Origin of the sequence: Pseudomonas sp. GL-R-26, assembly GCF_019947365.1 — a bacterium.
Classification (GTDB): Bacteria; Pseudomonadota; Gammaproteobacteria; order Pseudomonadales; family Pseudomonadaceae; genus Aquipseudomonas.
This window is the reverse complement of record NZ_JAGYGI010000001.1, coordinates 489,085-514,151: the sequence shown is the minus strand read 5'-3', so window position 1 is coordinate 514,151 and position 25,067 is coordinate 489,085. Positions and strand designations below refer to the sequence as shown.

Annotated in this window: 22 protein-coding genes; 14 read left to right on the top strand and 8 right to left on the bottom strand. The window is 59.3% G+C overall.

Annotated elements, in window-relative coordinates; genetic code table 11:
- Positions 1 to 104: 104 nt before the first annotated feature.
- Both KGA96_RS02360 and KGA96_RS02355 read right to left on the bottom strand, forming a co-directional pair.
- A complete protein-coding gene (locus tag KGA96_RS02360) occupies positions 105 to 1,556 on the bottom strand; it encodes an alanine/glycine:cation symporter family protein (protein WP_046038890.1) in 1,452 nt (483 codons plus the stop codon).
- Between the two features lie 496 nt (positions 1,557 to 2,052).
- Positions 2,053 to 3,477, bottom strand: coding sequence for an aspartate ammonia-lyase (locus KGA96_RS02355; RefSeq protein ID WP_046038891.1), 1,425 nt, complete (start codon positions 3,475 to 3,477; stop codon positions 2,053 to 2,055).
- A 180-nt stretch (positions 3,478 to 3,657) separates the two neighbouring features.
- Between KGA96_RS02355 and KGA96_RS02350 the strand changes: the two genes are divergently transcribed.
- A complete protein-coding gene (locus KGA96_RS02350; protein WP_046038892.1) occupies positions 3,658 to 4,560 on the top strand; it encodes a LysR substrate-binding domain-containing protein in 903 nt (300 codons plus the stop codon).
- A gap of 53 nt (positions 4,561 to 4,613) precedes the next feature.
- Here the strand turns inward: KGA96_RS02350 and KGA96_RS02345 are convergent, their stop codons facing one another.
- The gene (locus KGA96_RS02345; RefSeq protein ID WP_185754756.1) at positions 4,614 to 5,312 is read right to left on the bottom strand and encodes a hypothetical protein; all 699 of its coding nucleotides are present in this window, start codon (positions 5,310 to 5,312) and stop codon (positions 4,614 to 4,616) included.
- A 451-nt stretch (positions 5,313 to 5,763) separates the two neighbouring features.
- On the opposite strand from KGA96_RS02345, the gene purE reads away from it, so the two are divergent.
- The 4 genes from purE to KGA96_RS02325 all read left to right on the top strand — a co-directional run bounded on the left by purE (position 5,764) and on the right by KGA96_RS02325 (position 8,326).
- Positions 5,764 to 6,255 (top strand): 5-(carboxyamino)imidazole ribonucleotide mutase, encoded by a 492-nt coding sequence (gene purE / locus KGA96_RS02340; RefSeq protein WP_046038893.1) that lies wholly within the window; start codon positions 5,764 to 5,766, stop codon positions 6,253 to 6,255.
- 11 nt (positions 6,256 to 6,266) lie between these two features.
- The gene (locus KGA96_RS02335) at positions 6,267 to 7,349 is read left to right on the top strand and encodes a 5-(carboxyamino)imidazole ribonucleotide synthase (protein WP_046038894.1); all 1,083 of its coding nucleotides are present in this window, start codon (positions 6,267 to 6,269) and stop codon (positions 7,347 to 7,349) included.
- A gap of 107 nt (positions 7,350 to 7,456) precedes the next feature.
- On the top strand, positions 7,457 to 7,702 hold the full coding sequence (locus tag KGA96_RS02330) for a GlsB/YeaQ/YmgE family stress response membrane protein (protein ID WP_008030708.1): 246 nt from the start codon (positions 7,457 to 7,459) through the stop codon (positions 7,700 to 7,702).
- 87 nt (positions 7,703 to 7,789) lie between these two features.
- Entirely contained in the window at positions 7,790 to 8,326 is a 537-nt protein-coding gene (locus tag KGA96_RS02325; RefSeq protein WP_046039535.1) for a DUF3299 domain-containing protein, read from the top strand.
- Between the two features lie 138 nt (positions 8,327 to 8,464).
- Here KGA96_RS02325 and KGA96_RS02320 read toward each other — a convergent pair whose 3' ends face one another.
- Positions 8,465 to 9,364, bottom strand: a complete 900-nt coding sequence (locus tag KGA96_RS02320) for a D-hexose-6-phosphate mutarotase (RefSeq protein WP_046038897.1) — start codon at positions 9,362 to 9,364, stop codon at positions 8,465 to 8,467.
- Positions 9,365 to 9,433: 69 nt separating this feature from the next.
- On the bottom strand, positions 9,434 to 9,838 hold the full coding sequence (locus KGA96_RS02315) for an acyl-CoA thioesterase (RefSeq protein ID WP_007942704.1): 405 nt from the start codon (positions 9,836 to 9,838) through the stop codon (positions 9,434 to 9,436).
- Positions 9,839 to 10,200: 362 nt separating this feature from the next.
- Here KGA96_RS02315 and KGA96_RS02310 point away from each other — a divergent pair, with 362 nt between their 5' ends.
- The 8 genes from KGA96_RS02310 (at position 10,201) to KGA96_RS02275 (ending at position 20,814) form a co-directional block, all read left to right on the top strand.
- Positions 10,201 to 11,499 (top strand): MFS transporter, encoded by a 1,299-nt coding sequence (locus KGA96_RS02310; protein ID WP_046038899.1) that lies wholly within the window; start codon positions 10,201 to 10,203, stop codon positions 11,497 to 11,499.
- 169 nt (positions 11,500 to 11,668) lie between these two features.
- Positions 11,669 to 12,670: a phosphate ABC transporter substrate-binding protein PstS gene (locus KGA96_RS02305; protein WP_007992839.1), complete on the top strand. Its 1,002-nt coding sequence runs from the start codon at positions 11,669 to 11,671 to the stop codon at positions 12,668 to 12,670.
- Positions 12,671 to 13,082: 412 nt separating this feature from the next.
- Positions 13,083 to 15,116 (top strand): ABC transporter permease subunit, encoded by a 2,034-nt coding sequence (locus tag KGA96_RS02300; RefSeq protein WP_185754760.1) that lies wholly within the window; start codon positions 13,083 to 13,085, stop codon positions 15,114 to 15,116.
- Positions 15,117 to 15,131: 15 nt separating this feature from the next.
- Positions 15,132 to 16,802: a phosphate ABC transporter permease PstA gene (gene pstA, locus KGA96_RS02295; protein WP_046038904.1), complete on the top strand. Its 1,671-nt coding sequence runs from the start codon at positions 15,132 to 15,134 to the stop codon at positions 16,800 to 16,802.
- 116 nt (positions 16,803 to 16,918) lie between these two features.
- Complete coding sequence (gene pstB, locus KGA96_RS02290) at positions 16,919 to 17,752, top strand: phosphate ABC transporter ATP-binding protein PstB (RefSeq protein ID WP_007971742.1); 834 nt, start codon at positions 16,919 to 16,921, stop codon at positions 17,750 to 17,752.
- A gap of 109 nt (positions 17,753 to 17,861) precedes the next feature.
- Entirely contained in the window at positions 17,862 to 18,623 is a 762-nt protein-coding gene (gene phoU / locus KGA96_RS02285) for a phosphate signaling complex protein PhoU (RefSeq protein WP_046038908.1), read from the top strand.
- A 169-nt stretch (positions 18,624 to 18,792) separates the two neighbouring features.
- Entirely contained in the window at positions 18,793 to 19,695 is a 903-nt protein-coding gene (locus KGA96_RS02280) for a response regulator (RefSeq protein ID WP_046038910.1), read from the top strand.
- 222 nt (positions 19,696 to 19,917) lie between these two features.
- Positions 19,918 to 20,814 carry a peptidoglycan DD-metalloendopeptidase family protein gene (locus KGA96_RS02275; protein WP_046038912.1) on the top strand — a complete coding sequence of 299 codons (897 nt, stop codon included), beginning with the start codon at positions 19,918 to 19,920 and terminating at the stop codon, positions 20,812 to 20,814.
- 65 nt (positions 20,815 to 20,879) lie between these two features.
- Here KGA96_RS02275 and KGA96_RS02270 read toward each other — a convergent pair whose 3' ends face one another.
- From KGA96_RS02270 to phoB, 3 genes are all read right to left on the bottom strand, one after another.
- Positions 20,880 to 22,220, bottom strand: a complete 1,341-nt coding sequence (locus tag KGA96_RS02270) for a hemolysin family protein (RefSeq protein WP_046038913.1) — start codon at positions 22,218 to 22,220, stop codon at positions 20,880 to 20,882.
- Positions 22,221 to 22,344: 124 nt separating this feature from the next.
- The gene (gene phoR, locus KGA96_RS02265; protein ID WP_259674430.1) at positions 22,345 to 23,631 is read right to left on the bottom strand and encodes a phosphate regulon sensor histidine kinase PhoR; all 1,287 of its coding nucleotides are present in this window, start codon (positions 23,629 to 23,631) and stop codon (positions 22,345 to 22,347) included.
- A 152-nt stretch (positions 23,632 to 23,783) separates the two neighbouring features.
- Positions 23,784 to 24,473, bottom strand: a complete 690-nt coding sequence (gene phoB, locus KGA96_RS02260; RefSeq protein ID WP_003229608.1) for a phosphate regulon transcriptional regulator PhoB — start codon at positions 24,471 to 24,473, stop codon at positions 23,784 to 23,786.
- A gap of 153 nt (positions 24,474 to 24,626) precedes the next feature.
- On the opposite strand from phoB, the gene KGA96_RS02255 reads away from it, so the two are divergent.
- Complete coding sequence (locus KGA96_RS02255; protein WP_046038919.1) at positions 24,627 to 25,010, top strand: hypothetical protein; 384 nt, start codon at positions 24,627 to 24,629, stop codon at positions 25,008 to 25,010.
- The last annotated feature ends 57 nt before the right edge of the window (positions 25,011 to 25,067 follow it).

Sequence of the window (25,067 nt, the reverse complement as noted above, 5' to 3'; positions counted from 1 at the left end):
GATTCTCCGAAAGGAAGAGTTCCTGTGGGAGCGAGCAAGCTCGCTCCCACAGTTTTTCGAACTTTAACTGACGGGCGCTGGGGGCGCGCCTGTCATTTCACCTGTCAGCGTTGCGCTGCGGGTACACCTTGCGGCTCAACTTCAGCCTTGCCGACTGCGGCAGGCGGGTTGGCCGGCCACGCCTGGCGATCCAGGTCCAGATCCGGGAACTTGGCGGAGTCGAACACCGGAGTCTTGATGCCAGCGGCGCGCTGGTCATCGTAGTCACGCAGGATGCGCATGCCGACCTTGAACAGCAGGAACAGCGCGATCAGGTTGACGAACGCGAGCATGGTCATGGTGATGTCGGCGAAGGCAAATACGGTGCCGAGGTTTTCGATGGCGCCCCAAAAAATCAGCACCAGTACCAGCGCGCGATAGCCCATCAGTGCCTTGCGGTTTTCACCGATCAAAAAGCGCAGGTTGCTCTCGCCCAGGTAGTAGTTGTAGAGGATCGAGGTGAACACGAACAACGCCAGGGCCACGGAGATGAACATCCGGCCCCAGTCACCGACTACGGCGGCCAGCGAGTTCTGGGTCAGGGCAATGCCGTCGCCTTCGAAGCCCGGGGTGTAGAAGCCGGAGAGCAGGATCAGCAGCGCGGTGCAGGTGCAGATCACGAAGGTATCGAGGAACACGCTGAACGCCTGAACCACACCTTGTGCCACCGGGTGCTCGACCGCCGCGACAGCCGCCACGTTCGGCGCACTGCCCAGGCCTGCTTCGTTGGCGAACACACCACGCTTCACGCCCATGACGATGGCGCTGCCGATCAGGCCGCCGAAGGCCTGATCCAGACCGAAGGCGCTCTTGACGATGGTCATCAGCATGCCCGGCACATGGTCGAACTGCAGCACGATCACGTAGAGGGTCACGCCGATGTACACCAGGGTTTTCACCGGCACCAACAGGTCGGCGACCTTGGCGATGCGCTTGATCCCGCCGATGAACACCAGACCCAAAAGCACAGCCAGACCGATGCCGGTGTAAGTGGTGTCGAGGCCGAACGCGTTGTTCAACGAGTGCGTCACGGCGTGGGCTTGCAGGCCGTTGAAGGCGAAGCCGAACGTCACCAGCAACAGGAACGCCATCAGCATGCCCAACCAGCGTTTTTGCAAACCATGCTGGATGTAATAGGACGGGCCGCCACGGAACTGGCCTTCGGAATCGCAACGCTTGTAGAGCTGGCCGAGGGAGCATTCGAAGAAGCTGCTGGACATGCCGACCAGCGCGGTCACCCACATCCAGAACACAGCACCCGGGCCACCGAGGGTCACGGCAATGCCGACCCCGGCGATGTTGCCCGCACCGACGCGGCCGGCGAGGCTGAGCATCAGGGCCTGGAACGAACTGAGTTGCCCGGCGCTGCTTTTGAGGCTGTCGCGGAACACCGCGAACATGTGGAAGAAGTGACGCAATTGAACGAAACGCGAGCGGATCGTGAAGTAGCTACCGAGCCCGACAATGAGCACGATCAGTACTTTCCCTGAGAGGAAGTCGTTAATGACTTCGAGCATGGATTATTCCTCGCTGTTTTTTGTGTAGGCAAATGCTCGCCGGGCAGACACATCGAGTTACACCCCTTGGCGCACGGCACAATGGGCGGTTCGACGTTCGTCCCGGTTTCATATCGCGGGTTTGTTATTAGTTCGGGTTTCGCATGGGTTGTGGCCTCGCTACCGACGACCGCTCATGCGAAGAGGGGCGGCACTATACCGATGACAGTGCCGTTCGTCTGCACGGTTGTGGTGCATTCGGTGAAGCGAAGCCTTTGAAACACCTGACATTTTTTTGTCAGGCTCTTGTGGGAGCGAGCCTGCGCGCGATGCGGTCACCACGGTTTACAGCTACACCGCGTAATCGTTCATCGCGAGCAGGCTCGCGCCCACAGAAGACGTTTGTCCTTTTAAACAGTTAAAAAAAAGGGCCTGGAGACTAATCTCCAAGCCCTCAAAAGGTGAGAGGTGTCTAGTCCCTCGACCTGGTGAGCGGTGCTACAGGTAACGCGTCGGGTTATGCCTTCAAAGGCACCAGACGCGGAGCAATCATGTTTTCCGGGCGCAGGATGTCGGCGAGCATGGCTTCGTCGAGCAAACCTTCTTCGCGCACCAGTTCCAGCACGCCGCGGCCGCTTTCAAGGGCAAGGCCGGCGATGCGGGTGGCGTTTTTGTAGCCGATGTACGGGTTCAGTGCGGTGACCAGGCCGATCGAGTGCTCGACCAGTTCACGGCAGCGTGCTTCGTTGGCGGTGATGCCGACGATGCAGTGCTCGCGCAGCATGTCCATGGCGCGTTGCAGCAGGCGGATCGAGTCGAAGATCTTGAAAGCGATCAGCGGCTCCATCACGTTCAGTTGCAGCTGGCCGCCTTCGGCCGCGATGGTCAGGGCCAGGTCGTTACCGATGATCTGGAACGCCACCTGGTTGACCGCTTCCGGAATAACCGGGTTGACCTTGCCTGGCATGATCGAACTGCCTGGCTGACGTGCCGGCAGGTTGATCTCGTTGATGCCGGTGCGTGGGCCGCTGGACAGCAGGCGCAGGTCGTTGCAGATCTTCGACAGCTTGACCGCGGTACGCTTGAGCATGCCGGAGAACAGCACGAAGGCGCCCATGTCGGAGGTGGCTTCGATCAGGTCGGCGGCCGGTACCAGCGGTTGACCGCTGATCACTGCCAGACGCTGAACGGCCAGGTGCTGGTAACGCGGGTCGGCGTTGATGCCGGTACCGATCGCGGTGCCGCCCAGGTTCACTTCGGTCAGCACTTCCGGAGCCAGGGTTTTCAGGCGTGCCAGGTCTTCGCCCAGGGTGGTGGCGAACGCACGGAATTCCTGACCCAGGGTCATCGGAACGGCGTCTTGCAGCTGGGTACGCCCCATCTTCAGGACGTGGTTGAATTCTTCACCCTTGGCCGCGAATGCCTGAATCAGGCTGTCGAGGCTGGCCAGCAGGGCGTCGTGACCCAGCAACAGACCCAGGCGGATAGCCGTTGGGTAGGCGTCGTTGGTCGACTGCGCCATGTTGACGTCGTCGTTCGGGTGCAGGTACTGGTATTCGCCTTTCTGGTGGCCCATGGCCTCCAGAGCGATGTTGGCGATGACTTCGTTGGCATTCATGTTGGTCGAAGTGCCAGCGCCGCCTTGAATCATGTCCACCACGAACTCTTCGTGGAAGTCGCCGCGGATCAAACGTGCACAGGCTTCGCTGATGGCGGCGTGCTTGGCTTCGCTCAGGTGACCCAACTCACGGTTGGCGTCTGCGGCGGCCTGTTTAACCATGGCCAGACCGACAACCAGTTTCGGGTAGTGCGAAATCGGAACGCCCGAAAGGCGGAAGTTATTCACCGCTCGCAGGGTCTGGATACCGTAATACGCTTGAGCCGGTACTTCGAGGGCGCCAAGCAGGTCATTTTCTGTGCGGAATGATGCAGCGGAGGACATGATAGAAATCATCTCAATATGGACCCGGTCTGTGCCGGAACGCTGCGAATGCTAGGCCTGTGGAGAATTTTGGGCCAATGCTGTTAAACACTAGGCTATGCATATTCGGCATAATGCCCGTGTGACGCCGGCTTGACGGCGAACGTGTGACCTAAATTGGTGCGTGTCCGGGAGGGCGTGATGAATCTGGAAAGCAAATGGCTGGAGGACTTCAGTGCCCTGGCCGCCACCCGCAGTTTCTCCCAGGCCGCCGAGCGGCGCTTCGTGACGCAGCCGGCGTTCAGTCGGCGAATCCGCAGCCTGGAGGCGGCGCTGGGACTAACCTTGGTCAACCGTTCGCGTACGCCGGTGGAGCTGACGGCGGCAGGGCAATTGTTTCTGGTCACCGCGCGCACCGTGGTCGAACAGCTCGGCGAAGTGCTGCGCCATCTGCATCACCTGGAAGGCGGACAGGGCGAAGTGATGCAGGTCGCTGCCGCGCACTCCCTGGCACTGGGTTTCTTTCCGCGCTGGATCGCGCAGTTGCGCAACGAGGGCCTGAACATCGCCACGCGGCTGGTGGCGACCAACGTCGGCGACGCCGTGCACGCCTTGCGCGAAGGCGGCTGCGATCTGATGTTGGCGTTCTACGACCCGGACGCGGCCATGCAGATGGACCCGGAAATCTTCCCCTCGCTGCACCTTGGCCACACCGAGATGCTGCCGGTGTGTGCCGCCGACGCCGACGGCAAACCGCTGTTCGATCTGGAAGGCGAAGGCAGCGTGCCGCTACTGGCGTACAGCGCCGGTGCGTTTCTCGGCCGTTCGGTGAACATGCTGCTGCGTCAACGGGCGCTGCGCTTCACCACGATTTACGAAACCGCCATGGCCGACAGCCTGAAAAGCATGGCCCTTGAAGGCCTGGGCATCGCCTGGGTGCCGCAATTGAGTGTGCGCGCCGAATTGGCGCGGGGTGAGTTGGTGGTCTGCGGCGGCCCGCAATGGCACGTGCCGCTGGAGATTCGTCTGTACCGCTGTGCGCTGGTACGCAAGGCGAACGTGCGGTTGTTGTGGCGCAAGTTGGAGGGTGGGGCGGGTGCCTAATGGTGTGCGCTGGAGCCAGTTCGCGGGCTCCAGTTTTATTACTGTCGGGTCGATTAAGGAGCATCGCTCAGGAAGGCACTGATCCTTTGACGGTTTGCATTGGTATAAACATGACAGGCGCTGGTCAAATAAGTTGGGGCCGGCATCATGTAACTATCGCACCACCAACCACTCCTATACAGCAATTCGCCGTTTTCATGACTGGCATCGAGCATATGCCCAATTTCATGTCCGACATATAATTCACGGATCAGTGAAGCAATACCGAATTGTTGACCGGCGCCAGCGATGCCTGCTGCTTGGTTGTTAAGTTGGTTTTTTGTAACTAAAAGAAATTTTGTTGTTTTGTTGTAAGGTAAGTTTTTTTCGTTTCTATATTTTAGAGCTAACACTTTCCATTTGTTAGCAGTGGCTTGATGGTCTTCGTTTTCATAAACAAAATTGGTATAGGGTTGCAAATTTCGAATAAATTGAATGGACACCCGGCGCCCGGTAAAGCCTTCGATTTCCTTGATCAAGGGAAGGAAAAACTTCTCAAAAATCTGTGACTGTGGTTCTTTTACATCATCGTGGATGAACGTATTGATAAATATCGTATGCTTGCTCACGTTGGGCGCCTCAAATGGTTGCAACGCTGGCTTATCTTTTTCTGAGGGCCAATGCGTATCATCAATGGGGATGGTCGCCTGTGTAGAGCTGGTAATAAATAAAATTGCGAAAAGCATTGGTTTTAATTTGGTTGATATATTCATGTGTGATTTTACTGATTCTATAGTTAGGTAGAATTGTGTGGCCTCAATTGGCTGTGGGGATTAATAATTCAAAATAACTTGGTTGTGCACTGCTGATATGTGTCGGAAGGTGTTGTGCGGGGGGCTGGTTTGCAGTTGGTTGGTTTGTGTGGTTGGTTGTTAATTGAGTGCGCCCTGGTATTTGTTGTCAGTGCTACATTTTTGACTAACACTGAGTGAATTAACGCAGTTGTGCGGATTGACTTTTGAGTCAGTAAAACAAGGCTTTTTGTCCAGAACCCAATATCGACAGATGGTCACAACAGGGGCTGTTTATCTGCTTCATTGAGGTATACTGCGCGGCCTTCGGCCGGTTACGACCGGCCATAATTCGTACAATCAAGCCACGCATCCTGCGTGGCTTGTTGTTTTTTGACGCGCCTGCGGGCGCCAAGAGAGAAGAGGCACGACGATGAGTGCACTGGTTGGCGTGATCATGGGCTCCAAGTCCGATTGGTCCACCCTTAGCCACACCGCCGATATGCTGGAAAAGCTCGGCATCCCCTACGAGGTGAAAGTGGTCTCTGCCCACCGTACTCCGGACCTGCTGTTCCAGTACGCTGAAGAAGCCGAGGCGCGTGGCATCGAGGTGATCATCGCCGGTGCCGGTGGTGCGGCCCACTTGCCAGGTATGTGTGCGGCCAAGACCCACCTGCCGGTGCTGGGCGTACCAGTACAATCCGCAATGCTCTCGGGCGTTGATTCGCTGCTTTCTATTGTACAGATGCCCGCGGGCATTCCGGTTGCCACCCTGGCCATCGGCAAGGCGGGCGCGATCAACGCAGCGCTGTTGTCGGCGAGTATCCTTGGCGCCAAGCACCCGCAGTTCCACGCGGTGCTGAAAACCTTCCGTGCTGAGCAGACAGACAGCGTCCTGGACAATCCAGACCCACGCATCGCCTGAGGTTGTTGACGATGAAGATCGGTGTAATCGGTGGCGGCCAGTTGGGTCGCATGTTGGCACTGGCGGGCACTCCGCTGGGCATGAATTTCGCTTTCCTGGACCCAGCTCCGGATGCTTGCGCAGCCGCGTTGGGCGAACACCTGCGAGCCGATTACGGCGATCAGGATCACTTGCGTCAGCTGGCCGATGAAGTCGATCTGGTGACCTTCGAGTTCGAAAGCGTTCCGGCCGAGACCGTGGCTTTCCTGTCGCAATTCGTCCCGGTCTACCCGAGCGCCGAAGCGCTGCGCATCGCCCGCGATCGCTGGTTCGAGAAGAGCATGTTCAAGGACCTGGGGATTCCTACCCCGGCGTTCGCCGACATTCAGTCCCAGGCTGATCTGGACGCCGCCGTGGCTTCCATCGGTCTGCCAGCGGTGCTGAAGACCCGTACCCTGGGTTACGACGGCAAGGGTCAGAAAGTCCTGCGCACGCCAGAAGATGTGGTTGGCACCTTTGCCGAACTGGGCAGCGTGGCCTGCCTGCTGGAAGGCTTCGTGCCGTTCACCGGTGAAGTCTCGCTGATCGCCGTGCGTGCCCGCGACGGTGAAACCCGCTTCTATCCGCTGGTACACAACACCCACGAAAGCGGCATTCTCAAGTTGTCCGTGGCCAGCACCGATCACCCGTTGCAAGCCCTGGCCGAAGACTACTCCAGCCGTGTGCTCAAGCAGCTGGATTACGTCGGCGTGATGGCGTTCGAGTTCTTTGAAGTCGACGGTGGCCTCAAGGCCAACGAAATCGCCCCGCGGGTACACAACTCAGGGCACTGGACTACCGAAGGCGCCGAGTGCAGCCAGTTCGAAAACCACCTGCGGGCCGTTGCCGGCCTGCCGTTGGGTTCGACTGCCAAGGTTGGCGAGAGCGCGATGCTCAACTTCATTGGCAAAGTGCCAGAGTCCGAGAAGGTCCTGACCATCGCCGATTGCCATCTGCATCACTATGGCAAGGCGTTCAAGGTCGGCCGCAAGGTCGGTCATGCCAACCTTCGTTGTGCAGACCGCGAGACGCTGGCGGCCCAGATTCTCAAGGTGCAAGCACTGATCGCCGAATAGTTTTTTATGTGCAACGGTGGAACCTTCGGGGTGCGCCGTTCTCTCATGGCAGGTTGCGAAAGTCTGACTAGGCTTTCCAATAGCTACTTCATTGAGAGGAGAATGCCATGGGAATTATCGGAACCATCTTTATCGGCTTGATTGTCGGCCTGCTGGCTCGGTTCCTGAAACCTGGCGATGACAGCATGGGCTGGATCATGACGATCCTGCTCGGTATCGGAGGTTCGCTGGCGGCCACTTACGGCGGCCAAGCCCTGGGCATCTATCAGGCTGGTCAAGGTGCAGGTTTCATCGGTGCGCTGGTGGGCGCCGTTGTGTTGCTGGTGATCTACGGGTTGATCAAAAAGAACTGATCCAGGCGACAAAGCCCTCTCCGCCAAACCGGCCGGGAGGGCTAGAATGCTCGGCGTTTCCTGTTCTTCCCTTTGCCGAGCACCTTCATGCGCCGTCTTTTGTTGACTCTTGTTTTACTGGGTTCGGGCCTTGCCCATGCCGGCGAACTGCCGGAAACCGACTGGCTCGAACTGATGCCAAAGTCGGACCAGAAGGCCCTCGAGGCCATGCCTGAAATCGACCACAACTCCCCTGAATCCAATGGCACTTTCACCGACAAGGGTGGGATGAAGCAGGCCAAAGGCTTGCCGGCGGTGATGTACTCGACCAAGACCGTTGCGTCGATGAACGACAAGAACATCCGCATTGGCGGTTACCCCGTGCCGCTGGAGTCCGATGCCAAGGGCCGCAGTACGTTGTTCTTCCTGGTCCCGTACCCGGGCGCGTGTATCCACGTGCCCCCGCCACCGCCCAACCAACTGGTGCTGGTGCGCTATCCAAAGGGCCTGAAACTGAACGATATCTACACGCCGCTGTGGGTCACCGGCACGCTGAAAGTCGAGAAGGTCAGCAATGACCTGGCCGATGCGGCGTATGCGCTGGATGCGCAGAATGTCAGGGTAGTGAAAGAGTCGGATTTGTAACGCGCCGTCAGATGGCATGGCACAAAAAACTGTGGGAGCGAGCTTGCTCGCGATGAGGTCATAACATTCAACATTTATGTTGCCTGTTACACCGCCATCGCGAGCAAGCCCGCTCCCACATTTGTTATGTGGTGTTGCTTAGAGCTGCTTGCTACCGACGCTCACACCCAGGGTATGGCTCGCCCCTGGTTTCAGGTTCACCACATCGCCCATCACGTTCGCCGTCTCGATGCACAGCATGCGCTGCCAGCCATCGTCGGCCATGTCGCTGAACGCGGTGGCGCGGTCGATCCATGGGTTCCAGATCACCGCGGTGCGCGAGCCAATGCTGGTCAGTTCGATGCGTCGCTCCCAAGCTGGATCGACGATGCTCAACTGCGACGGGACGTCCAGGTAGATGCGATCTGTCTCGCCGGTAAAACGCAAATCACCGGTCTGGGTAACGGTTTTCCAGTTGTCCAGCGTTTCGATGTAGCTCAGGCCATCCACACCTTCGACATGCACTTCGCGCACATCGCTGACGGCAAAGTAACTGTGCAGCGCCTGACTGATGCTGACGGTTTGAGCGCCCCGGTTGTGGCTGATCAGATGGATGTGCAATTGCTCGTCGAGGCGAATGCTCAACGTCAAATCCACCTGGTGCGGCCAGCCGGGAAAGCCGCCTTCGGGGTAGGGCAGGAGGAATTCGACCTTCAGGCTTTCGCCTTCGGCTTCGATGCCACCCAGCTCCCAATCCATCGCTCGCACGAAGCCGTGAGCCGACGGCGCTTCATTGCTGGTGCGCATCGCCTGAACGCTTTGCGGGTTGCGCGCAAAGTTGCCGAACCACGGCCAGCACACCGGCACGCCGGCACGGATGCTCTTGCCGGTCTTGAACACGGCCTCGTCGTTGAGCCAGATCAGCGGCGGCTGGCCGGCCAGTTGATAGCTGAGGATGTGCGCGCCTTGTTGGGCCACCAGCAATTCGGCCTGACCGTGGCGTATGCGCCAGCAGTTCAGTTCATCCAGTTTTACGGCTTCAACATTGGGCGTGCTCATGGGACAGCTCTCGATCAGTAACGTGGACGACTATCGACCGCAAAACGGCTACCAGGTTTAGAAGTTCTTTCAACGAGCCCGCGGGGGAACCGAACGGGTGCGCCCGCTGCCGTCGATGGCAACGAACACAAACACCGCTTCGGTCACTTTACGCCACTCGCTGGACAGTGGATCGTCGCTCCAGACCTCGACCATCATCTTGATCGAGCTGCGGCCGATTTCCAGGGCCTGGGTATAAAAGGAGAGCTGAGCGCCCACCGCCACCGGAACCAGAAAGGCCATGCGGTCGATTGCAACGGTGGCAACGCGCCCACCGGCGACCTTGCTGGCCATCGCGGTGCCTGCCAAATCCATCTGCGCCACCAGCCAGCCGCCGAAAATATCGCCAAAGCCGTTGGTTTCGCGTGGGAGCGCGGTGATTTGCAGGGCCAGGTCGCCTTGCGGGATCGGATCTTCTTGTTCGAGTTCTATCATGCCGGGGGTGCCTCTGACCCGTGACTCTTCGTTGGTATTGCTGGTGGTAGCCGTCTTCGGGAAAAACGATTCAGCACCGAACATACTACGTTCGTCACGTTTTCCATAAGGCGCCTAAAGGGAAACTCTGCGAAATCGCCTATGAACCTGACAGGCGCTTTCGCACAGCAACCCCTCAAAAACCGGAGCAGCTTTGAGTATATCGGTCGGTAGACTCCGCGACGACCGTCCGGTTCTCATTTTGACCGTCAAAAACGCACCTCTATGTGCTTTTTCGAACAATTTGCTATCGTGCCGGACCTGCCCAAACCTCAGCCAGCGTTGTTGAGGTTGCAGATCCGACTATAAGAGAAGCCCTTGCCATGACCACAGCGCCCTCGAGCATCGCGCAGCCAGACCAACCCGCACGTCCGCTGACCCGCAACGACTACAAGACTCTATCGCTGTCTGCCCTGGGCGGCGCGCTGGAGTTCTACGATTTCATCATCTTCGTGTTCTTCGCCACGGTGGTGGGCAAGCTGTTCTTCCCGGCGGACATGCCTGAGTGGCTACGCCTGATGCAGACCTTCGGCATCTTCGCCGCCGGCTATCTGGCGCGGCCGCTGGGCGGCATCGTGATGGCGCACTTCGGCGACCTGCTGGGCCGCAAGAAAATGTTCACCCTGAGCATTTTCATGATGGCCGTGCCGACCTTGATCATGGGTTTGCTGCCGACTTATGCGCAGATCGGCATGTGGGCGCCGATCCTGTTGCTGTTGATGCGGGTGATCCAGGGTGCGGCCATTGGCGGTGAAGTGCCGGGGGCGTGGGTCTTCGTTTCCGAACACGTTCCGCAACGACATGTCGGCTACGCCTGCGGCACCCTGACCAGCGGCCTGACGGCGGGCATCCTGCTCGGTTCGCTGGTCGCCACGGCGATCAACAGCCTCTATACCCCGGTGGAAGTAGCGGATTACGCCTGGCGGATTCCGTTCCTGCTGGGTGGCGTGTTCGGTCTGTTTTCGGTGTACCTGCGTCGCTGGTTGCACGAAACCCCGGTGTTCGCAGAACTGCAACAGCGCAAGGCCTTGGCCGAAGAGGTACCGCTGCGGGCGGTGCTGCGTGACCATCGTGGCGCCATCGCCATTTCGATGCTGCTGACCTGGCTGTTGTCGGCCGCCATCGTGGTATTGATCCTGATGACCCCGACTGTGTTGCAGACGGTCTACCACTTCTCGCCAACCACGTCCCTGCAGGCGAACAGCGTGGCGATCGTGTTCCTGAGCTTTGGTTGCATCATTGCCGGCGCACTGGCCGATCGCTTCGGTGCGGGACGAGTGTTCGTGATCGGCTGTGCCGCGCTGCTGGCCAGTTCCTGGACCTTCTATCACAGCCTGGCCGATCATCCCGACTGGCTGTTCCCGATGTATGCCCTGACCGGTCTGCTGGTCGGCACCATCGGCGCGGTGCCGTATGTGATGGTCAAGGCGTTCCCGCCAGTGGTGCGTTTCAGCGGACTGTCGTTCTCGTACAACGTCGCCTACGCGATTTTCGGCGGCCTGACGCCGATGATCGTCAGCCTGTTGCTCAAGGAGAGTGCGATGGGGCCTGCTTATTATGTGGCGGTGCTGTGTGGGGTCGGGATTCTGGTAGGTGCATATCTCTGGAAGAAGGGCCGCTGATAGCGAGCGATCACAGCACTCCTCACATCTACAGTTACAACTGAAAGGCCAGCCTTCCGAGCGGAGTGCTGGCCTTTCATCCAATTGTCATATTTCAGCCATAGAGTGTTCACACGGCCTGCTGATACTTGGCCCCGACTTAACACACCCTATCTGCTAGGAGTAAGGCATGAAACTGAAGCGTTTGATGGCGGCAATGACTTTTGTCGCTGCTGGCGTTGCGACTGCCAACGCGGTTGCCGCTGTTGACCCTGCTATCCCGAGCTACACCAAGACCACTGGTGTGTCGGGCAACCTGTCCAGCGTTGGTTCCGATACCCTGGCCAACCTCATGACCCTCTGGGCTGAGAACTACAAAAAAGAATACCCGAACGTAAACATCCAGATTCAGGCCGCTGGCTCCGCCACTGCGCCACCTGCGCTGACTGAAGGCACCTCCAACCTGGGCCCGATGAGCCGCAAGATGAAGGACACCGAACTGGCTGCCTTCGAGCAGAAGTACGGCTACAAGCCAACCGCTATCCCGGTTGCCGTGGACGCCCTGGCTGTATTCGTACACAAGGACAACCCGATCCAGCACCTGACCATGGAACAGGTCGACGCGATCTTCTCGTCCACTCGTCTGTGCGGCGCTAAAACCGAAGTCAAAACCTGGGGTGACCTGGGCGTGACCGGCGACCTGGCCAACAAGCCGGTTCAACTGTTCGGTCGTAACTCGGTATCCGGCACCTACGGCTACTTCAAGGAAGAAGCCCTGTGCAAAGGCGACTACAAGCCTAACGTGAACGAACAGCCAGGTTCGGCTTCGGTCGTGCAGTCGATCAGCTCCTCGCTGAACGGCATCGGTTACTCGGGCATCGGTTACAAGACCGCTAGCGTGAAAACCGTTGCTCTGTCGAAGAAAGGCAGCACCGAGTTCATCGAAGACACCGAAGAAAACGCCCTGAACGGCAAGTACCCGCTGTCCCGCTTCCTGTACGTGTACGTCAACAAAGCCCCGAACAAGCCTCTGGCCCCGCTGGAAGCCGAGTTCGTGAAACTGGTTCTGTCGAAACAGGGCCAGGAAGTTGTAGTGAAAGACGGTTACATCCCACTGCCGGCCAAAGTAGCTGCCAAAGCTCTGGCTGACCTGGGTCTGGCGGAAGGCGGCGCTGAAGTCGCAAAAAAGTAACAAACTGAGTCTAGAGTGAACCCCTCTGGACTCACATGGGGGCGGCAGGAGCCGCCCCCATACACCTCAAATTCTCTATCCGCTGCTGGTTACCGCCAGCGGCGGATTTGTTGCGTCACTGCACTGTCATCTTTCTGTCATACAGGATCGCTAGGGTGTGCGAATGAATGATCTGGCCAATTCCAACATGACTACTAATCCCCCCAAGCGAATTGATTTCAATACGCCTGAGTTGCAACGCAAGCGCCGCATTCGCGCGCTCAAAGATCGCCTGACCCGCTGGTACGTCCTCGTTGGCGGCCTCGCTGTACTGGGTGCGATCACCTTGATCTTCTTCTTCCTTGCCTACGTCGTCGCTCCCCTGTTCCAGGGTGCCAGCCTGACCGCCAAGGACGCCATCACGCCAGCCTGGATGCAAGACGCCGGCAAGCCGCTGATGATCTCCCTGGAAGAACAGAACCAGGTTGCGATGCGGGTTTCCGACAAGGGCCAGGCATTGTTCTTCGACATCGACAGTGGCGCCGAACTCAAGCGCGTCGATCTGTCGATCCCGGCCGGCATCACCGTGACCTCCATCGGTGAAGACCAGCCAGGTCACCCGCTGGTGGCGGTGGGTCTGTCCAACGGCCAGGCCCTGGTGTTCCGTCACACATATAAAGTCAGCTACCCGGAAGGCAAGAAAACCATCACCCCGGCCGTCGAGTACCCGTACGGCGAAGCGCCGATCGCGGTCAACGAAGCCGGTGGTGCGCTGGAGCACGTCAGCCTCAACGCCAACGATTCGACCCTGATGCTGGTCGGCTCCACCGGTTCGCAACTCAATGTCCTGTCGCTGACCAGCGAAGAGAACATGATGACCGGCGAAGTCACTAACGAGCAGAAGCGCATCGAACTGCCGCAAATGACCGAGCCGGTGAAGAATATTTTCGTCGACCCGCGTCAGCAGTGGCTGTACGTGATCAACGGACGCGCCCAGGCCGACGTGTTCAGCCTGCGCGACAAAAGCCTCAACGGCCGCTACAAACTGGTGGAAAACGGCGAAACCGAAGTCACCGCCAGCACCCAGCTGGTGGGCGGCATCTCGCTGATCATCGGTGACTCCAAGGGTGGTCTGGCCCAGTGGTTCATGGCTCGCGACCCCGATGGCGAGCAACGTCTGAAGCAGATTCGCACCTTCCAGATGGGCACCACGCCTATCGTTGAAATCACTGCCGAAGAACGCCGCAAGGGCTTCGTTGCCCTCGACGCTTCCGGCAAGCTTGGCGTGTTCCACAGTACCGCCCACCGCACCTTGCTGGTGGAACCGGTCGCTGAAGGCCAGGGCATTTTCGGTCTATCGCCTCGTGCCAACCGCCTGATCGTGGAAGCTGGCGGCAAGTTGCACCCGCTGCTTCTCGACAACCCGCACCCGGAAGTCTCGTGGAGCGCGCTGTGGAGCAAGGTCTGGTACGAGAACTACGACGAGCCTAAATACGTCTGGCAATCGACCGCCGCCAACACCGACTTCGAACCCAAGCTGAGCCTGTCGCCGCTGACATTCGGTACCCTGAAAGCCGCGTTCTACGCCATGCTGCTGGCCGCACCACTGGCCGTTGCCGCTGCGATCTACACCGCGTACTTCATGGCTCCGGGCATGCGCCGCAAGGTCAAGCCGGTGATCGAGTTGATGGAAGCAATGCCGACGGTGATCCTCGGTTTCTTCGCCGGTCTGTTCCTCGCACCGTATGTGGAAGGGCATTTGCCGGGCATCTTCAGCCTGCTGATGCTGCTGCCGATCGGTATTCTGGTCGCCGGTTTTACCTTCAGCCGCCTGCCTGAGTCGATCCGCCTGAAAGTCCCGGATGGCTGGGAAAGTGCGCTGCTGATTCCGGTGATCCTGTTTGTGGGCTGGCTGTCGCTGTACATGAGCCCGTTCATGGAAAACTGGTTCTTCGGTGGCGACATGCGCATGTGGATCTCCCACGACCTGGGCATCACCTACGACCAGCGCAACGCCCTGGTGGTCGGCCTGGCCATGGGCTTCGCGGTGATCCCGAACATCTACTCCATCGCCGAAGACGCCGTGTTCAGCGTGCCTCGCGGCCTGACCCTGGGCTCCCTGGCCCTCGGTGCCACGCCGTGGCAGACCATGACCCGCGTGGTGATCCTCACCGCGAGCCCGGGCATCTTCTCGGCGCTGATGATCGGCATGGGCCGTGCGGTCGGTGAAACCATGATCGTGTTGATGGCTACCGGTAACACCCCGGTCATGGAAATGAACCTGTTCGAAGGCCTGCGCACCCTGGCGGCCAACGTTGCAGTGGAAATGCCCGAATCGGAAGTCGGCGGCAGCCACTACCGCGTGCTGTTCCTCTCGGCGCTGGTGCTGCTGTTGTTCACCTTCGTCATGAACACCCTCGCGGAACTGATTCGTCAGCGTCTGCGCAAGAAATACTCGTCGCTTTAAGAAAGGTAGAAGTCTGTGAAACAGAACTCCCTGAAAGGATGGTTCAAGAGCGGCGCCCCCGGCGTCTGGATCAGCGGTGGCGCGGTGTCCATCGCGGTCATCATGACCATTGGCCTGCTGGCAGTGATTGCCGTGCGCGGCCTGGGTCACTTCTGGCCGGCGGATCTGATCCATGCCAGCTACGACGTGCCGGGCCAGGGCCAGCACCTGGTCATTGGCGAAGTGGTGCAGAAAGAAGAAGTGCCACGTGCCCGCCTGAAGAGCGCCGGCCTGCCGGTGCCTGACGAAGGCCCTGAGTTCATGACCCGCGAGCTGATCAAGGTCGGCAACCGTGACCTGAACGGCAACGACTTCACCTGGATCGTCGGTGAGTGGCTGACCAAACAGACGACGCCGCCGGAGCTGATGGCCATCGAGCGTCGCGAGTGGGGCAATTTCTACGGCTACCTGGTCAACGTCAAACAGGATGGCAAGGTTGTCGCTGAAGGCGAAGCCGCATGGCCTGAGTTGCAGGCCCGTGTCGACCGCGTCAACAAGCTGGCTGCACAGCTCAAGAACCTGGAAAAAACCGACATCGGCGCGATCAACGCCGGTCTCGAGCGCATCCGTCTGCACGGTCGCAAGCTGGAGCTCGATGGCAAGCTCGACGCCACCGCACAAGCGGACATGGAATCGGAGCGCGCCGAACTCAATGCTCGCTATCAGGATGTTGAAGCGCGCCTGACCGATCTGCATGCGCAGTTCAACCGTGACAGCCTGACCGCCCGCGATGCGAACGGTAAGGAAATCGAAATCGGCATTGGCAAAGTGGTGCACGCCTATCAGCCGAACGCCATGAGCACGACCACCAAGATCGGTTTCTACTTCAGCAAGGTCTGGGAGTTCCTGAGCGACGACCCGCGTGAAGCGAACACCGAAGGCGGGATCTTCCCGGCCATCTTCGGCACCGTGATGATGACCCTGATCATGGCGATGATCGTGACCCCGTTCGGCGTGCTGGCGGCGGTGTACCTGCGTGAATACGCCAAGCAGAATGCGCTGACCCGGGTGATCCGCATCGCGGTGAACAACCTGGCGGGCGTTCCGGCGATCGTTTACGGCGTGTTCGGCCTGGGCTTCTTCGTCTACGTGCTGGGTGGCTCGCTCGACCGTCTGTTCTTCCCGGAAGCACTGCCGGCACCGACCTTCGGTACGCCGGGTCTGCTCTGGGCTTCGCTGACCCTGGCGCTGCTGGCGGTGCCGGTGGTGATCGTGGCCACCGAAGAAGGCCTGGCGCGGATTCCTCGCACTGTGCGTGAAGGCTCGTTGGCCCTCGGCGCGACCAAGGCTGAAACCTTGTGGAAGATCGTGCTGCCGATGGCCAGCCCGGCAATGATGACCGGCATGATCCTCGCCGTGGCCCGCGCCGCGGGTGAAGTGGCGCCGCTGATGCTGGTGGGTGTGGTGAAACTGGCGCCGTCGCTGCCGGTGGACGGTAACTACCCGTACCTGCACCTGGACCAGAAGATCATGCACCTGGGCTTCCACATCTATGACGTCGGCTTCCAGAGCCCGAACGTCGAAGCCGCACGACCGCTGGTGTACGCAACGGCGCTGCTGCTGGTGCTGGTGATCGCGACATTGAACCTGTCGGCGGTGTACATCCGTAACCACCTGCGCGAGAAGTACAAGGCGTTGGATAGCTGATTTCTTATGTGGGAGCGAGCCTGCTCGCGAAGCTTTTGGCGCCAGTGATGGCCCCTTCGCGAGCAGGCTCGCTCCCACAAAAACCGAACCGAATTTGTTAGCACAGGGAGCCTCCCATGCAGCACGAAGCACATACCCACGGCATCAACATGTCGGCCCTGGGTCGCGACAAACAGAGCCTGAACCTCGAGCAGGAAACCGTAGCCATTGAAGTACCGGGCCTGAGCCTGTTCTACGGCGAAAAACAAGCGCTGTACGATGTCAGCATGAACATCCCGAAACAGCGCGTGACCGCCTTCATCGGCCCGTCCGGCTGCGGCAAGTCCACGTTGCTGCGTACCTTCAACCGCATGAACGACCTGGTTGACGGCTGCCGCGTTGAAGGCGAGATCAACCTGTACGGCAACAACATCTACCGCAAGGGTGAAGACGTGGCCGAGCTGCGTCGTCGCGTCGGCATGGTGTTCCAGAAGCCCAACCCGTTCCCGAAAACCATCTACGAAAACGTGGTTTACGGCCTGCGCATCCAGGGCATCAACAAGAAGCGTGTGCTCGACGAAGCCGTTGAGTGGGCGTTGAAAGGCGCGGCACTGTGGGACGAGGTCAAGGACCGTCTGCACGAGTCGGCACTGGGCCTGTCCGGTGGTCAGCAGCAGCGTCTGGTGATCGCCCGCACCATCGCCGTTGAGCCGGAAGTCCTGCTGCTCGACGAACCGTGCTCGGCACTCGACCCGATCTCCACGCTGAAAGTCGAAGAACTGATCTACGAACTGAAATCCAAGTTCACCATCGTGATCGTGACCCACAACATGCAACAGGCGGCGCGGGTGTCCGACTACACCGCGTTCATGTACATGGGCAAGCTGGTTGAGTTTGGCGACACCGATACCCTGTTCACCAACCCGGCGAAGAAGCAGACCGAAGACTACATCACCGGTCGCTATGGCTAGCAGCAGCCACAAGCCGCAAGTTTCAAGCGGCAAGTCAGGGCGGTTCGGGTACAACACATCAGCTTGCAGCTTGTAGCTTGCAGCTCACAGCTTTTGCGGAGCAGACAACATGATTTCTAAGGAAGGCCTTACACACCACATCTCCCAGCAGTTCAACGCCGAACTGGAGGAAGTGCGCAGCCACCTCCTGGCCATGGGCGGGCTGGTCGAGAAACAGGTCAACGACGCGGTCACCGCGCTGATCGAGGCCGACTCCGGCCTGGCCCAGCAGGTGCGTGAGATCGACGACCAGATCAATCAGATGGAACGCAACATCGACGAAGAATGCCTGCGCATTCTGGCCCGTCGTCAGCCGGCGGCTTCCGACCTGCGCCTGATCATCAGCATTTCCAAGTCGGTGATCGACCTGGAGCGCATCGGTGACGAAGCGACCAAGATCGCCCGTCGCGCCATCCAGCTTTGCGAAGAAGGTGAAGCGCCGCGCGGTTACGTCGAAGTGCGCCACATCGGTGACCAGGTGCGCAACATGGTCCGCGACGCATTGGACGCCTTTGCCCGTTTCGACGCCGAACTGGCCTTGTCGGTGGCGCAGTACGACAAGATCATCGACCGCGAATACAAGACCGCCCTGCGTGAGCTGGCCACCTACATGATGGAAGACCCGCGTTCCATTTCGCGGGTTCTGAGCATTATCTGGGTGTTGCGTTCGCTGGAGCGTATCGGCGACCACGCGCGCAATATCTCGGAGCTGGTGATCTACCTTGTACGCGGCACCGACGTGCGACACCTGGGTCTCAAGCGCATGAAGGAAGAAGTCGAAGGAACCAGTGGCGAAAGCGCTAATGTTCCGGGCAAAACTGACGATAAGTAAGGTTGCCCAAGTAAAGCGCCCGGCCTTTTGGCCGGGCGTTTTTGTTTGTGGCTTACAAATTCGAAAAGCAGCACCCCGCGAACGAAAAGTCCGGCGTGACTGAAGGTTTTTTGGCAATGTGCCATCAGCAAGGCGGTATGCTGGCCGGGATTTTTTAAAGGGGTTTTGGATGAGTAAGGTCAGTGTGTTGGTCGTGGACGACGCGTCGTTCATTCGTGACCTGGTGAAGAAGTGCCTGCGCAATTATTTTCCGGGCATGCGGATCGAAGACGCGATCAACGGCAGAAAGGCCCAGGCCATGCTGGCCAAGGAAGCCTTCGACCTGGTCCTTTGCGACTGGGAAATGCCGGAAATGTCCGGCCTGGAACTGCTGACCTGGTGCCGCGAGCAAGACAACCTCAAGGCCATGCCTTTCGTGATGGTGACCAGCCGTGGCGACAAGGAGAACGTTGTCCAGGCGATCCAGGCCGGAGTTTCCGGTTACGTCAGCAAGCCGTTCACCAACGAGCAACTGATCACCAAGGTCAAGCAGGCGCTGCACAAGGTTGGCAAACTCGATGCCTTGATCAACGTCGCCGCGACCAAAACCAGCCCTGCCTTCGCTAACGACTCCCTTGCCGCCTTGACCGGTGGCAAGGCCCCCGTCGTCACGCCAACGGCCGCACCCGCACCGTCCAAAGGCTTGCTCAACAGTCCGCCGGTCAAGGCGCCTGCGGCCTCTTCGGCACCCACCAGTGGCCGTGGCCAGGGTCAACTGCGTTTGCCAAACGGTATCGCGCAATGCGTGATCAAGGCCTTGAGCCTCAAGGAAGCCCTGTTGGTGGTCAAGCGCACCGAGACCCTTCCGCAGATCCTCGACAGCGCCGTGCTGGACCTGGAGCAGGGCGATAACGCCGAAGTCGCCCGCCTCAATGGCTACCTGCACGCTGTCGTGGCTCACGAACCGAAGCCCGACAGCGATTGGCTGCAACTGACCTTCCGTTTTGTCGACCAGGATGCACAGAAGCTCGATTACATCTCGCGCCTGATTGCGCGTGGTACGGCGCAGAAGCACTTCATTCCTGGCGCTTGATATAGCGTCGCCTGACAGTCCGCTTTCGCGAGAAGGCTCGGTCCCACATTTGTAATGCGTTCTCTTGTGGGAGCGAGCTTGCTCCGGGCGGCGATCCGACGATGGGGTCATCACGGTTACCGCACATCTGCTGAACACCTTTTCTGAAACATCTGCCGACTACCCGGGTCCATTGCAGCTGCTAGGCTCCATCCCAGATCTCACTCGACAGAATCCTTGCTCATGTTCACGCGCCTGCTGCTTTTATGTGGCCTGTTCATGGTCGCCAACTCGGCCATGGCCATGACCATCTACAAATCCAAAGATGTCTATGGCGTGGTGTCCTACAGCGACCGCCCCAGCAAAGGCGCCCATGTGTTCGTTTTTCGCGATGGCATGGTCGAGCACCTTGAGCGTCAGGTGCGCCTCATCATCATGAAGAAGAACGGCGTGCACAGCGTGTACGTGCGCAATGACCTGTATGCACCGGTAGAAGTCGAATTGAGTTTTGCCGGGGTGAAGAACGCCAGCGGTGTGCCGGGCGGGACGATTCGGCGCGTGATACCGCTACGCAGCAGCGTTCGCCTGGCGCAGTTCACGGCGACTAAAGGTGGAAAGCCGATAGCGTACGTCCCGAAGTTCAATTACTCCCTGGGCGACCCCTCAGGACCCACGGTGGGCTATCGGTACCCGTTGCCCTGGCGTGGCGGACCGTTCCGGATAAGCCAGGGCGCCAATGGCCCCTACAGCCACTTCGGGCCCAAGAGCCGTTACGCCATAGACATCGCGATGCCTGAGGGCACGCCGATCATTGCTGCGCGAGGCGGGGTGGTGGTGAAAACCGAGAACAGACAGAGCGGACGCGGCACCGACGCATCCGGCAATTTCGTGCGGGTGCTGCACGATGACGGGACCATGGGTGTTTACCTGCACCTGAAGAAAGGCTCGGTCTGCGTTCGGGAAGGTCAGCGGGTAACGGTAGGGAATGCGCTGGCGTTGTCCGGTAACACCGGCAACAGCACCGGGCCGCATTTGCACTTCGTGGTGCAACGCAATACCGGGCTGGGGCTGGTATCGATTCCGTATCAGTTCAACCAGCCGGTCAGCGCGCTGCCCAACTTTGCGTTGGGCAAGCAGTGATCACGGCGCAGAGGGTGCAAGAGGCTTTTGTGGCGAGGGAGCTTGTCGGATCGCCACAACTGCAATCAATCCAGCATCAACACCTTGGCCAGAACGATCTTCGGCCCTTTCATCTTCTTGATGATGATCCGCAGGCCTTCGACTTCCAGCACTTCTTCCTCTTCGGGAACCCGCTTTAGGCTCTCGTAGACCAGCCCGGCAAGGGTTTCGGCTTCGACGTGGTCGAGGTCGATGCCCAGCAGTCGCTCAACCTTGAACAGCGGCGTATCGCCCCGCACCAGCAGTTTGCCCGGCTGATACGCGAGGATCCCGCGTTCGGCCTTGCGGTGTTCGTCCTGGATGTCGCCCACCAGCACTTCCAGCACGTCTTCCATGGTCAGGTAGCCGATGATGTTGCCGTCGGCCTCTTCGACCACGGCGAAGTGCGAGCCGCCCTTGCGGAACTGTTCCAGCAACTGCGACAGCGGCATGTGCCGCGACACCCGCTCCAGCGGGCGGGTCAGTTCGGCGAGGTTGAACGACTCGGGAATGTGGTCCAGAGCCGCCAGTTCCAGCAGCAGATCCTTGATGTGCAGCAGGCCGACGAACTCCTGGCGCTCGCTGTCGTACACCGGGTAGCGGCTGAACTTGTGGCGACGGAACATCGCCAGGATCTGCTTGAGCGGCGCGTTGAACTCCAGGGTCACCAGGTCTTCGCGAGAGTTGGCCCAGTCGACCACTTCCAGTTCGCCCATTTCCACCGCCGAGGCCAAGACACGCATGCCTTGGTCGCTCGGGTCCTGGCCACGGCTGGAGTGCAGGATCAGTTTAAGTTCTTCACGGCTGTAATGGTGTTCGTGATGCGGGCCGGGCTCACCTTGGCCTGCAATGCGCAGGATGGTGTTGGCGCTGGCGTTGAGCAGGTAGATGGCCGGGTACATGGCCCAGTAGAACAGGTACAGCGGCACGGCGGTCCACAGCGACAGCAACTCGGGTTTGCGGATCGCCCAGGATTTCGGGGCCAGTTCGCCGACCACGATGTGCAGGTACGAAATGATGAAAAAGGCGGTGAAGAACGATATGCCTTTGACCACTTCGTCCGATTGGACGCCCACCGCGCTGAGCAGCGGTTCGAGAATGAGTGCGAACGCCGGCTCACCGACCCAGCCAAGGCCCAGGGAGGCTAGGGTGATACCCAGCTGGCAGGCAGACAGGTATGCGTCGAGCTTGCTGTGTACGGTGCGCAGGATGTGCCCGCGCCAGCCATGTTTATCAGCGATGGCCTCGACCCGGGTCGAGCGCAATTTGACCATGGCAAACTCCGCCGCAACGAAAAAACCGTTGAGCAAAACCAGGATCAGAGCAAAAAGAATCATGCCGAAGTCGGCGAAAATTGTAGCGAGGGTCAAGCCAGGGGAAGGGTCCATGATGGAGTTTTGCGGGTTCCGTGAATTCGAGAAGGAAAGAAAAAACTGCGCCTGAAAAGCAGGCGCAAGTCAGCCAATGTAGCGGCTGACCGGCCAGTTGCCTAGTGGTGCGTGCTGGCCGGTATCAATCGGCGGTGCTGATAACCCGTGATTTGGTGACCTGAGCCGGGGCAAAGTGGCAGGTAAAGGTGCTGCCGTGGCCCGGTACGCTGCTGATTTCCATCCGTGCCCGATGTCGTAACAAGACGTGTTTGACGATCGCCAGTCCCAGGCCGGTGCCCCCGGTGTTGGAGTTGCGGCTGGAGTCGACGCGGTAAAAACGTTCGGTCAGGCGCGGCAGGTGTTTGGCATCGATGCCGATCCCGGAGTCCTGCACGCTCAGGTGCGCCCCTTGGTCATCGCCCCACCAGCGAATGCGGATATTGCCTTCGGCCGGGGTGTATTTCACCGCGTTGAACACCAGGTTGGAAAACGCGCTGCGCAACTCCGCTTCGCTGCCCTTGAGCAGAATCGTCGGGTCGGCTTCCAGGGTGATTTTCTGGTTTTTCTGGCCGGACAACTGCTGCGCGTCGCTCTTGATCGATTGCAGCAAGCCGTCGATCGGTACCGGCTGGTTGTCCGATGGATAATCGGTGGCTTCTAGCTTGGCCAGCAACAACAGGTCGTTGAGCAGGGTCTGCATGCGTCCACCTTGTTGCTGCATCTGCTGCAAGGCACGACCCCAGCGCGGATTCACCTCGTCGACGTTATCAAGCAAGGTTTCCAGGTAGCCGCAGATCACCGTCAACGGTGTGCGCAGTTCATGGGACACGTTGGCGATGAAGTCTTTGCGCATTTGCTCAAGCTGATGGATGCGCGTCACGTCGCGCACCAGCATCAAGTGTTCGTTGTTGCCGTAGCGGGTGATGTACAGCTGAATGCGCACGCGGTCGTTGGTTGGCGAGGGGATTTCCAGCGGCTCGGCGTAGCTGTCTTGCTCGAAGTATTCCTTGAAGCGCGGGTGGCGCACCAGGTTGGTCACTGGTTGGCCGCTGTCCTGTGGCGTCTTGAGGCCCAGCAGGGTTTCGGCGGCGCGGTTCCACCATTCCAGGTTGCCGTCGGTGTCGAGCATGATCACCGCGTCTTTCAGCGCGGCGGTGGATTCCTGAACCCGGTCGATCACCGCTTGCAGGCGCCCGCGTACCCGTTGGTCGCGGCGTTGCAGGTGGTAGATGCTGTCGAACACCTCGCCCCACAGGCCGTAGCCATCGGGTGGCGCTTCATCGGGTTTGTGCAGGCGCAGCCACTCGTGCAGACGCAGCAATTGCTTGAGGGTCCAGGCCAGGTAAAGACCCAGGCCTGCGGCGAGGCTCCAGCCGTAATAGCCGGTGATCAGACCGATCACCAGGCAGGCGGTGACCAGCAGCAGCATGTGGCGAATCAGGGTGCCATGCCAGTTTTGGTTCACGAAAAAAATACGTCCTTGAATAGAAGCAGTTTTGAGCTTCAAGCCTCAAGCTGCAAGTTTGAGGCGGTTTGGCTTTTAGCTTGCCGCTTGTAGCTTAAAGCTTGCAGCTGTTGTTATCAGGCCTTGGTTGAGAACCTGTAGCCAGTGCCGCGCACGGTTTGTACCAGATTTTCGTAAGCATCGCCGAGGGCTTTGCGCAGGCGTCGAATGTGCACGTCAACGGTACGCTCTTCGACGTAGACGTTGCCGCCCCAGACCTGATCCAGCAACTGGCCACGAGTGTAGGCGCGCTCCTGGTGAGTCATGAAGAATTGCAGCAAGCGGTATTCGGTCGGGCCCATCTCGGCAGGACGGCCGTCGATGGTCACGCGGTGGCTGATCGGGTCCAGCAGCAGGCCGCCGACTTCGATTGGCGCCTCTCCATCGGTTGGGCCCGCACGGCGCAGCACGGCCTTCAGGCGCGCGACCAGCTCACGGGGGGAAAACGGTTTGGTGATGTAGTCGTCGGCACCGACTTCCAGGCCCTGGATCTTGTTGTCCTCTTCACCCTTGGCGGTGAGCATGATGATCGGGATGTCCCCGGTCAGCTCATCACGCTTGAGGCGGCGGGCCAGTTCGATGCCGGACGTGCCGGGCAGCATCCAGTCGAGCAGGATCAGGTCCGGTTTGCGGTCGACGATAATGGCGTGGGCCTGCTGGGAGTTTTCAGCCTCCAGGCAGTCATAGCCGGCCATTTCCAACGCAACGGCGATCATTTCGCGAATAGGCGCTTCGTCGTCGACGATCAGAATGCTCCTGCCAACCATGCCCTTAATCCTCTTGTCATTTAACTGTCTTGCGCCGCATTAGATAACGGAATTATTGCAGTCGTGTGACAGTATTTTAGTCGGCCGGCGATTGGCTGGATCCTGGACTAAGCTTTAAGTCCGAATCCTGACAACCGCAAAAGGAAGGTTTCCATGAACTACATTGCTCAATCCTGGAAGGCTTTGCTGGTCACTGCTGCGTTAACGCTGCCGACACTGGCCTTTGCCGCCGACCCGGCGATGATGAAAGACGGCATGATGGTCGATCACAAGGGCATGACGGTCTACACGTACGACAAGGACAAGGATGGCAAGTCGATGTGCAACGGTGAGTGCGCCGAATACTGGCCGCCAATGATGGCGCCGGCGGGTGCCAAGGCTGAAGGTAAGTGGACAGTCGTCAAGCGTGACGATGGCATGATGCAATGGGCCTATGGCGGCAAGCCGCTGTACTACTACAAGGACGACAAGGCAGTCGGAGAAATGAAGGGCGACAAGAAGAAAGACGTCTGGCACGTCGTTCACGAGCATATGTAACGGTTGTAGCCTGCCGCACCAGATCGCTGCCTTCGTTGCTCTGCAGGAGCTACTGAA

Excerpts from the sequence above, each read along its gene's own strand:
- KGA96_RS02360 (WP_046038890.1), bottom strand. The coding sequence starts at position 1,556 with ATGCTCGAAGTCATTAACGACTTCCTCTCAGGGAAAGTACTGATCGTG.
- KGA96_RS02355 (WP_046038891.1), bottom strand. The coding sequence starts at position 3,477 with ATGTCCTCCGCTGCATCATTCCGCACAGAAAATGACCTGCTTGGCGCC.
- KGA96_RS02350 (WP_046038892.1), top strand. The coding sequence starts at position 3,658 with ATGAATCTGGAAAGCAAATGGCTGGAGGACTTCAGTGCCCTGGCCGCC.
- KGA96_RS02345 (WP_185754756.1), bottom strand. The coding sequence starts at position 5,312 with ATGAATATATCAACCAAATTAAAACCAATGCTTTTCGCAATTTTATTT.
- purE (WP_046038893.1), top strand. The coding sequence starts at position 5,764 with ATGAGTGCACTGGTTGGCGTGATCATGGGCTCCAAGTCCGATTGGTCC.
- KGA96_RS02335 (WP_046038894.1), top strand. The coding sequence starts at position 6,267 with ATGAAGATCGGTGTAATCGGTGGCGGCCAGTTGGGTCGCATGTTGGCA.
- KGA96_RS02330 (WP_008030708.1), top strand. The coding sequence starts at position 7,457 with ATGGGAATTATCGGAACCATCTTTATCGGCTTGATTGTCGGCCTGCTG.
- KGA96_RS02325 (WP_046039535.1), top strand. The coding sequence starts at position 7,790 with ATGCGCCGTCTTTTGTTGACTCTTGTTTTACTGGGTTCGGGCCTTGCC.
- KGA96_RS02320 (WP_046038897.1), bottom strand. The coding sequence starts at position 9,364 with ATGAGCACGCCCAATGTTGAAGCCGTAAAACTGGATGAACTGAACTGC.
- KGA96_RS02315 (WP_007942704.1), bottom strand. The coding sequence starts at position 9,838 with ATGATAGAACTCGAACAAGAAGATCCGATCCCGCAAGGCGACCTGGCC.
- KGA96_RS02310 (WP_046038899.1), top strand. The coding sequence starts at position 10,201 with ATGACCACAGCGCCCTCGAGCATCGCGCAGCCAGACCAACCCGCACGT.
- KGA96_RS02305 (WP_007992839.1), top strand. The coding sequence starts at position 11,669 with ATGAAACTGAAGCGTTTGATGGCGGCAATGACTTTTGTCGCTGCTGGC.
- KGA96_RS02300 (WP_185754760.1), top strand. The coding sequence starts at position 13,083 with ATGCAAGACGCCGGCAAGCCGCTGATGATCTCCCTGGAAGAACAGAAC.
- pstB (WP_007971742.1), top strand. The coding sequence starts at position 16,919 with ATGCAGCACGAAGCACATACCCACGGCATCAACATGTCGGCCCTGGGT.
- phoU (WP_046038908.1), top strand. The coding sequence starts at position 17,862 with ATGATTTCTAAGGAAGGCCTTACACACCACATCTCCCAGCAGTTCAAC.
- KGA96_RS02280 (WP_046038910.1), top strand. The coding sequence starts at position 18,793 with ATGAGTAAGGTCAGTGTGTTGGTCGTGGACGACGCGTCGTTCATTCGT.
- KGA96_RS02275 (WP_046038912.1), top strand. The coding sequence starts at position 19,918 with ATGTTCACGCGCCTGCTGCTTTTATGTGGCCTGTTCATGGTCGCCAAC.
- KGA96_RS02270 (WP_046038913.1), bottom strand. The coding sequence starts at position 22,220 with ATGGACCCTTCCCCTGGCTTGACCCTCGCTACAATTTTCGCCGACTTC.
- phoR (WP_259674430.1), bottom strand. The coding sequence starts at position 23,631 with ATGCTGCTGCTGGTCACCGCCTGCCTGGTGATCGGTCTGATCACCGGC.
- phoB (WP_003229608.1), bottom strand. The coding sequence starts at position 24,473 with ATGGTTGGCAGGAGCATTCTGATCGTCGACGACGAAGCGCCTATTCGC.
- KGA96_RS02255 (WP_046038919.1), top strand. The coding sequence starts at position 24,627 with ATGAACTACATTGCTCAATCCTGGAAGGCTTTGCTGGTCACTGCTGCG.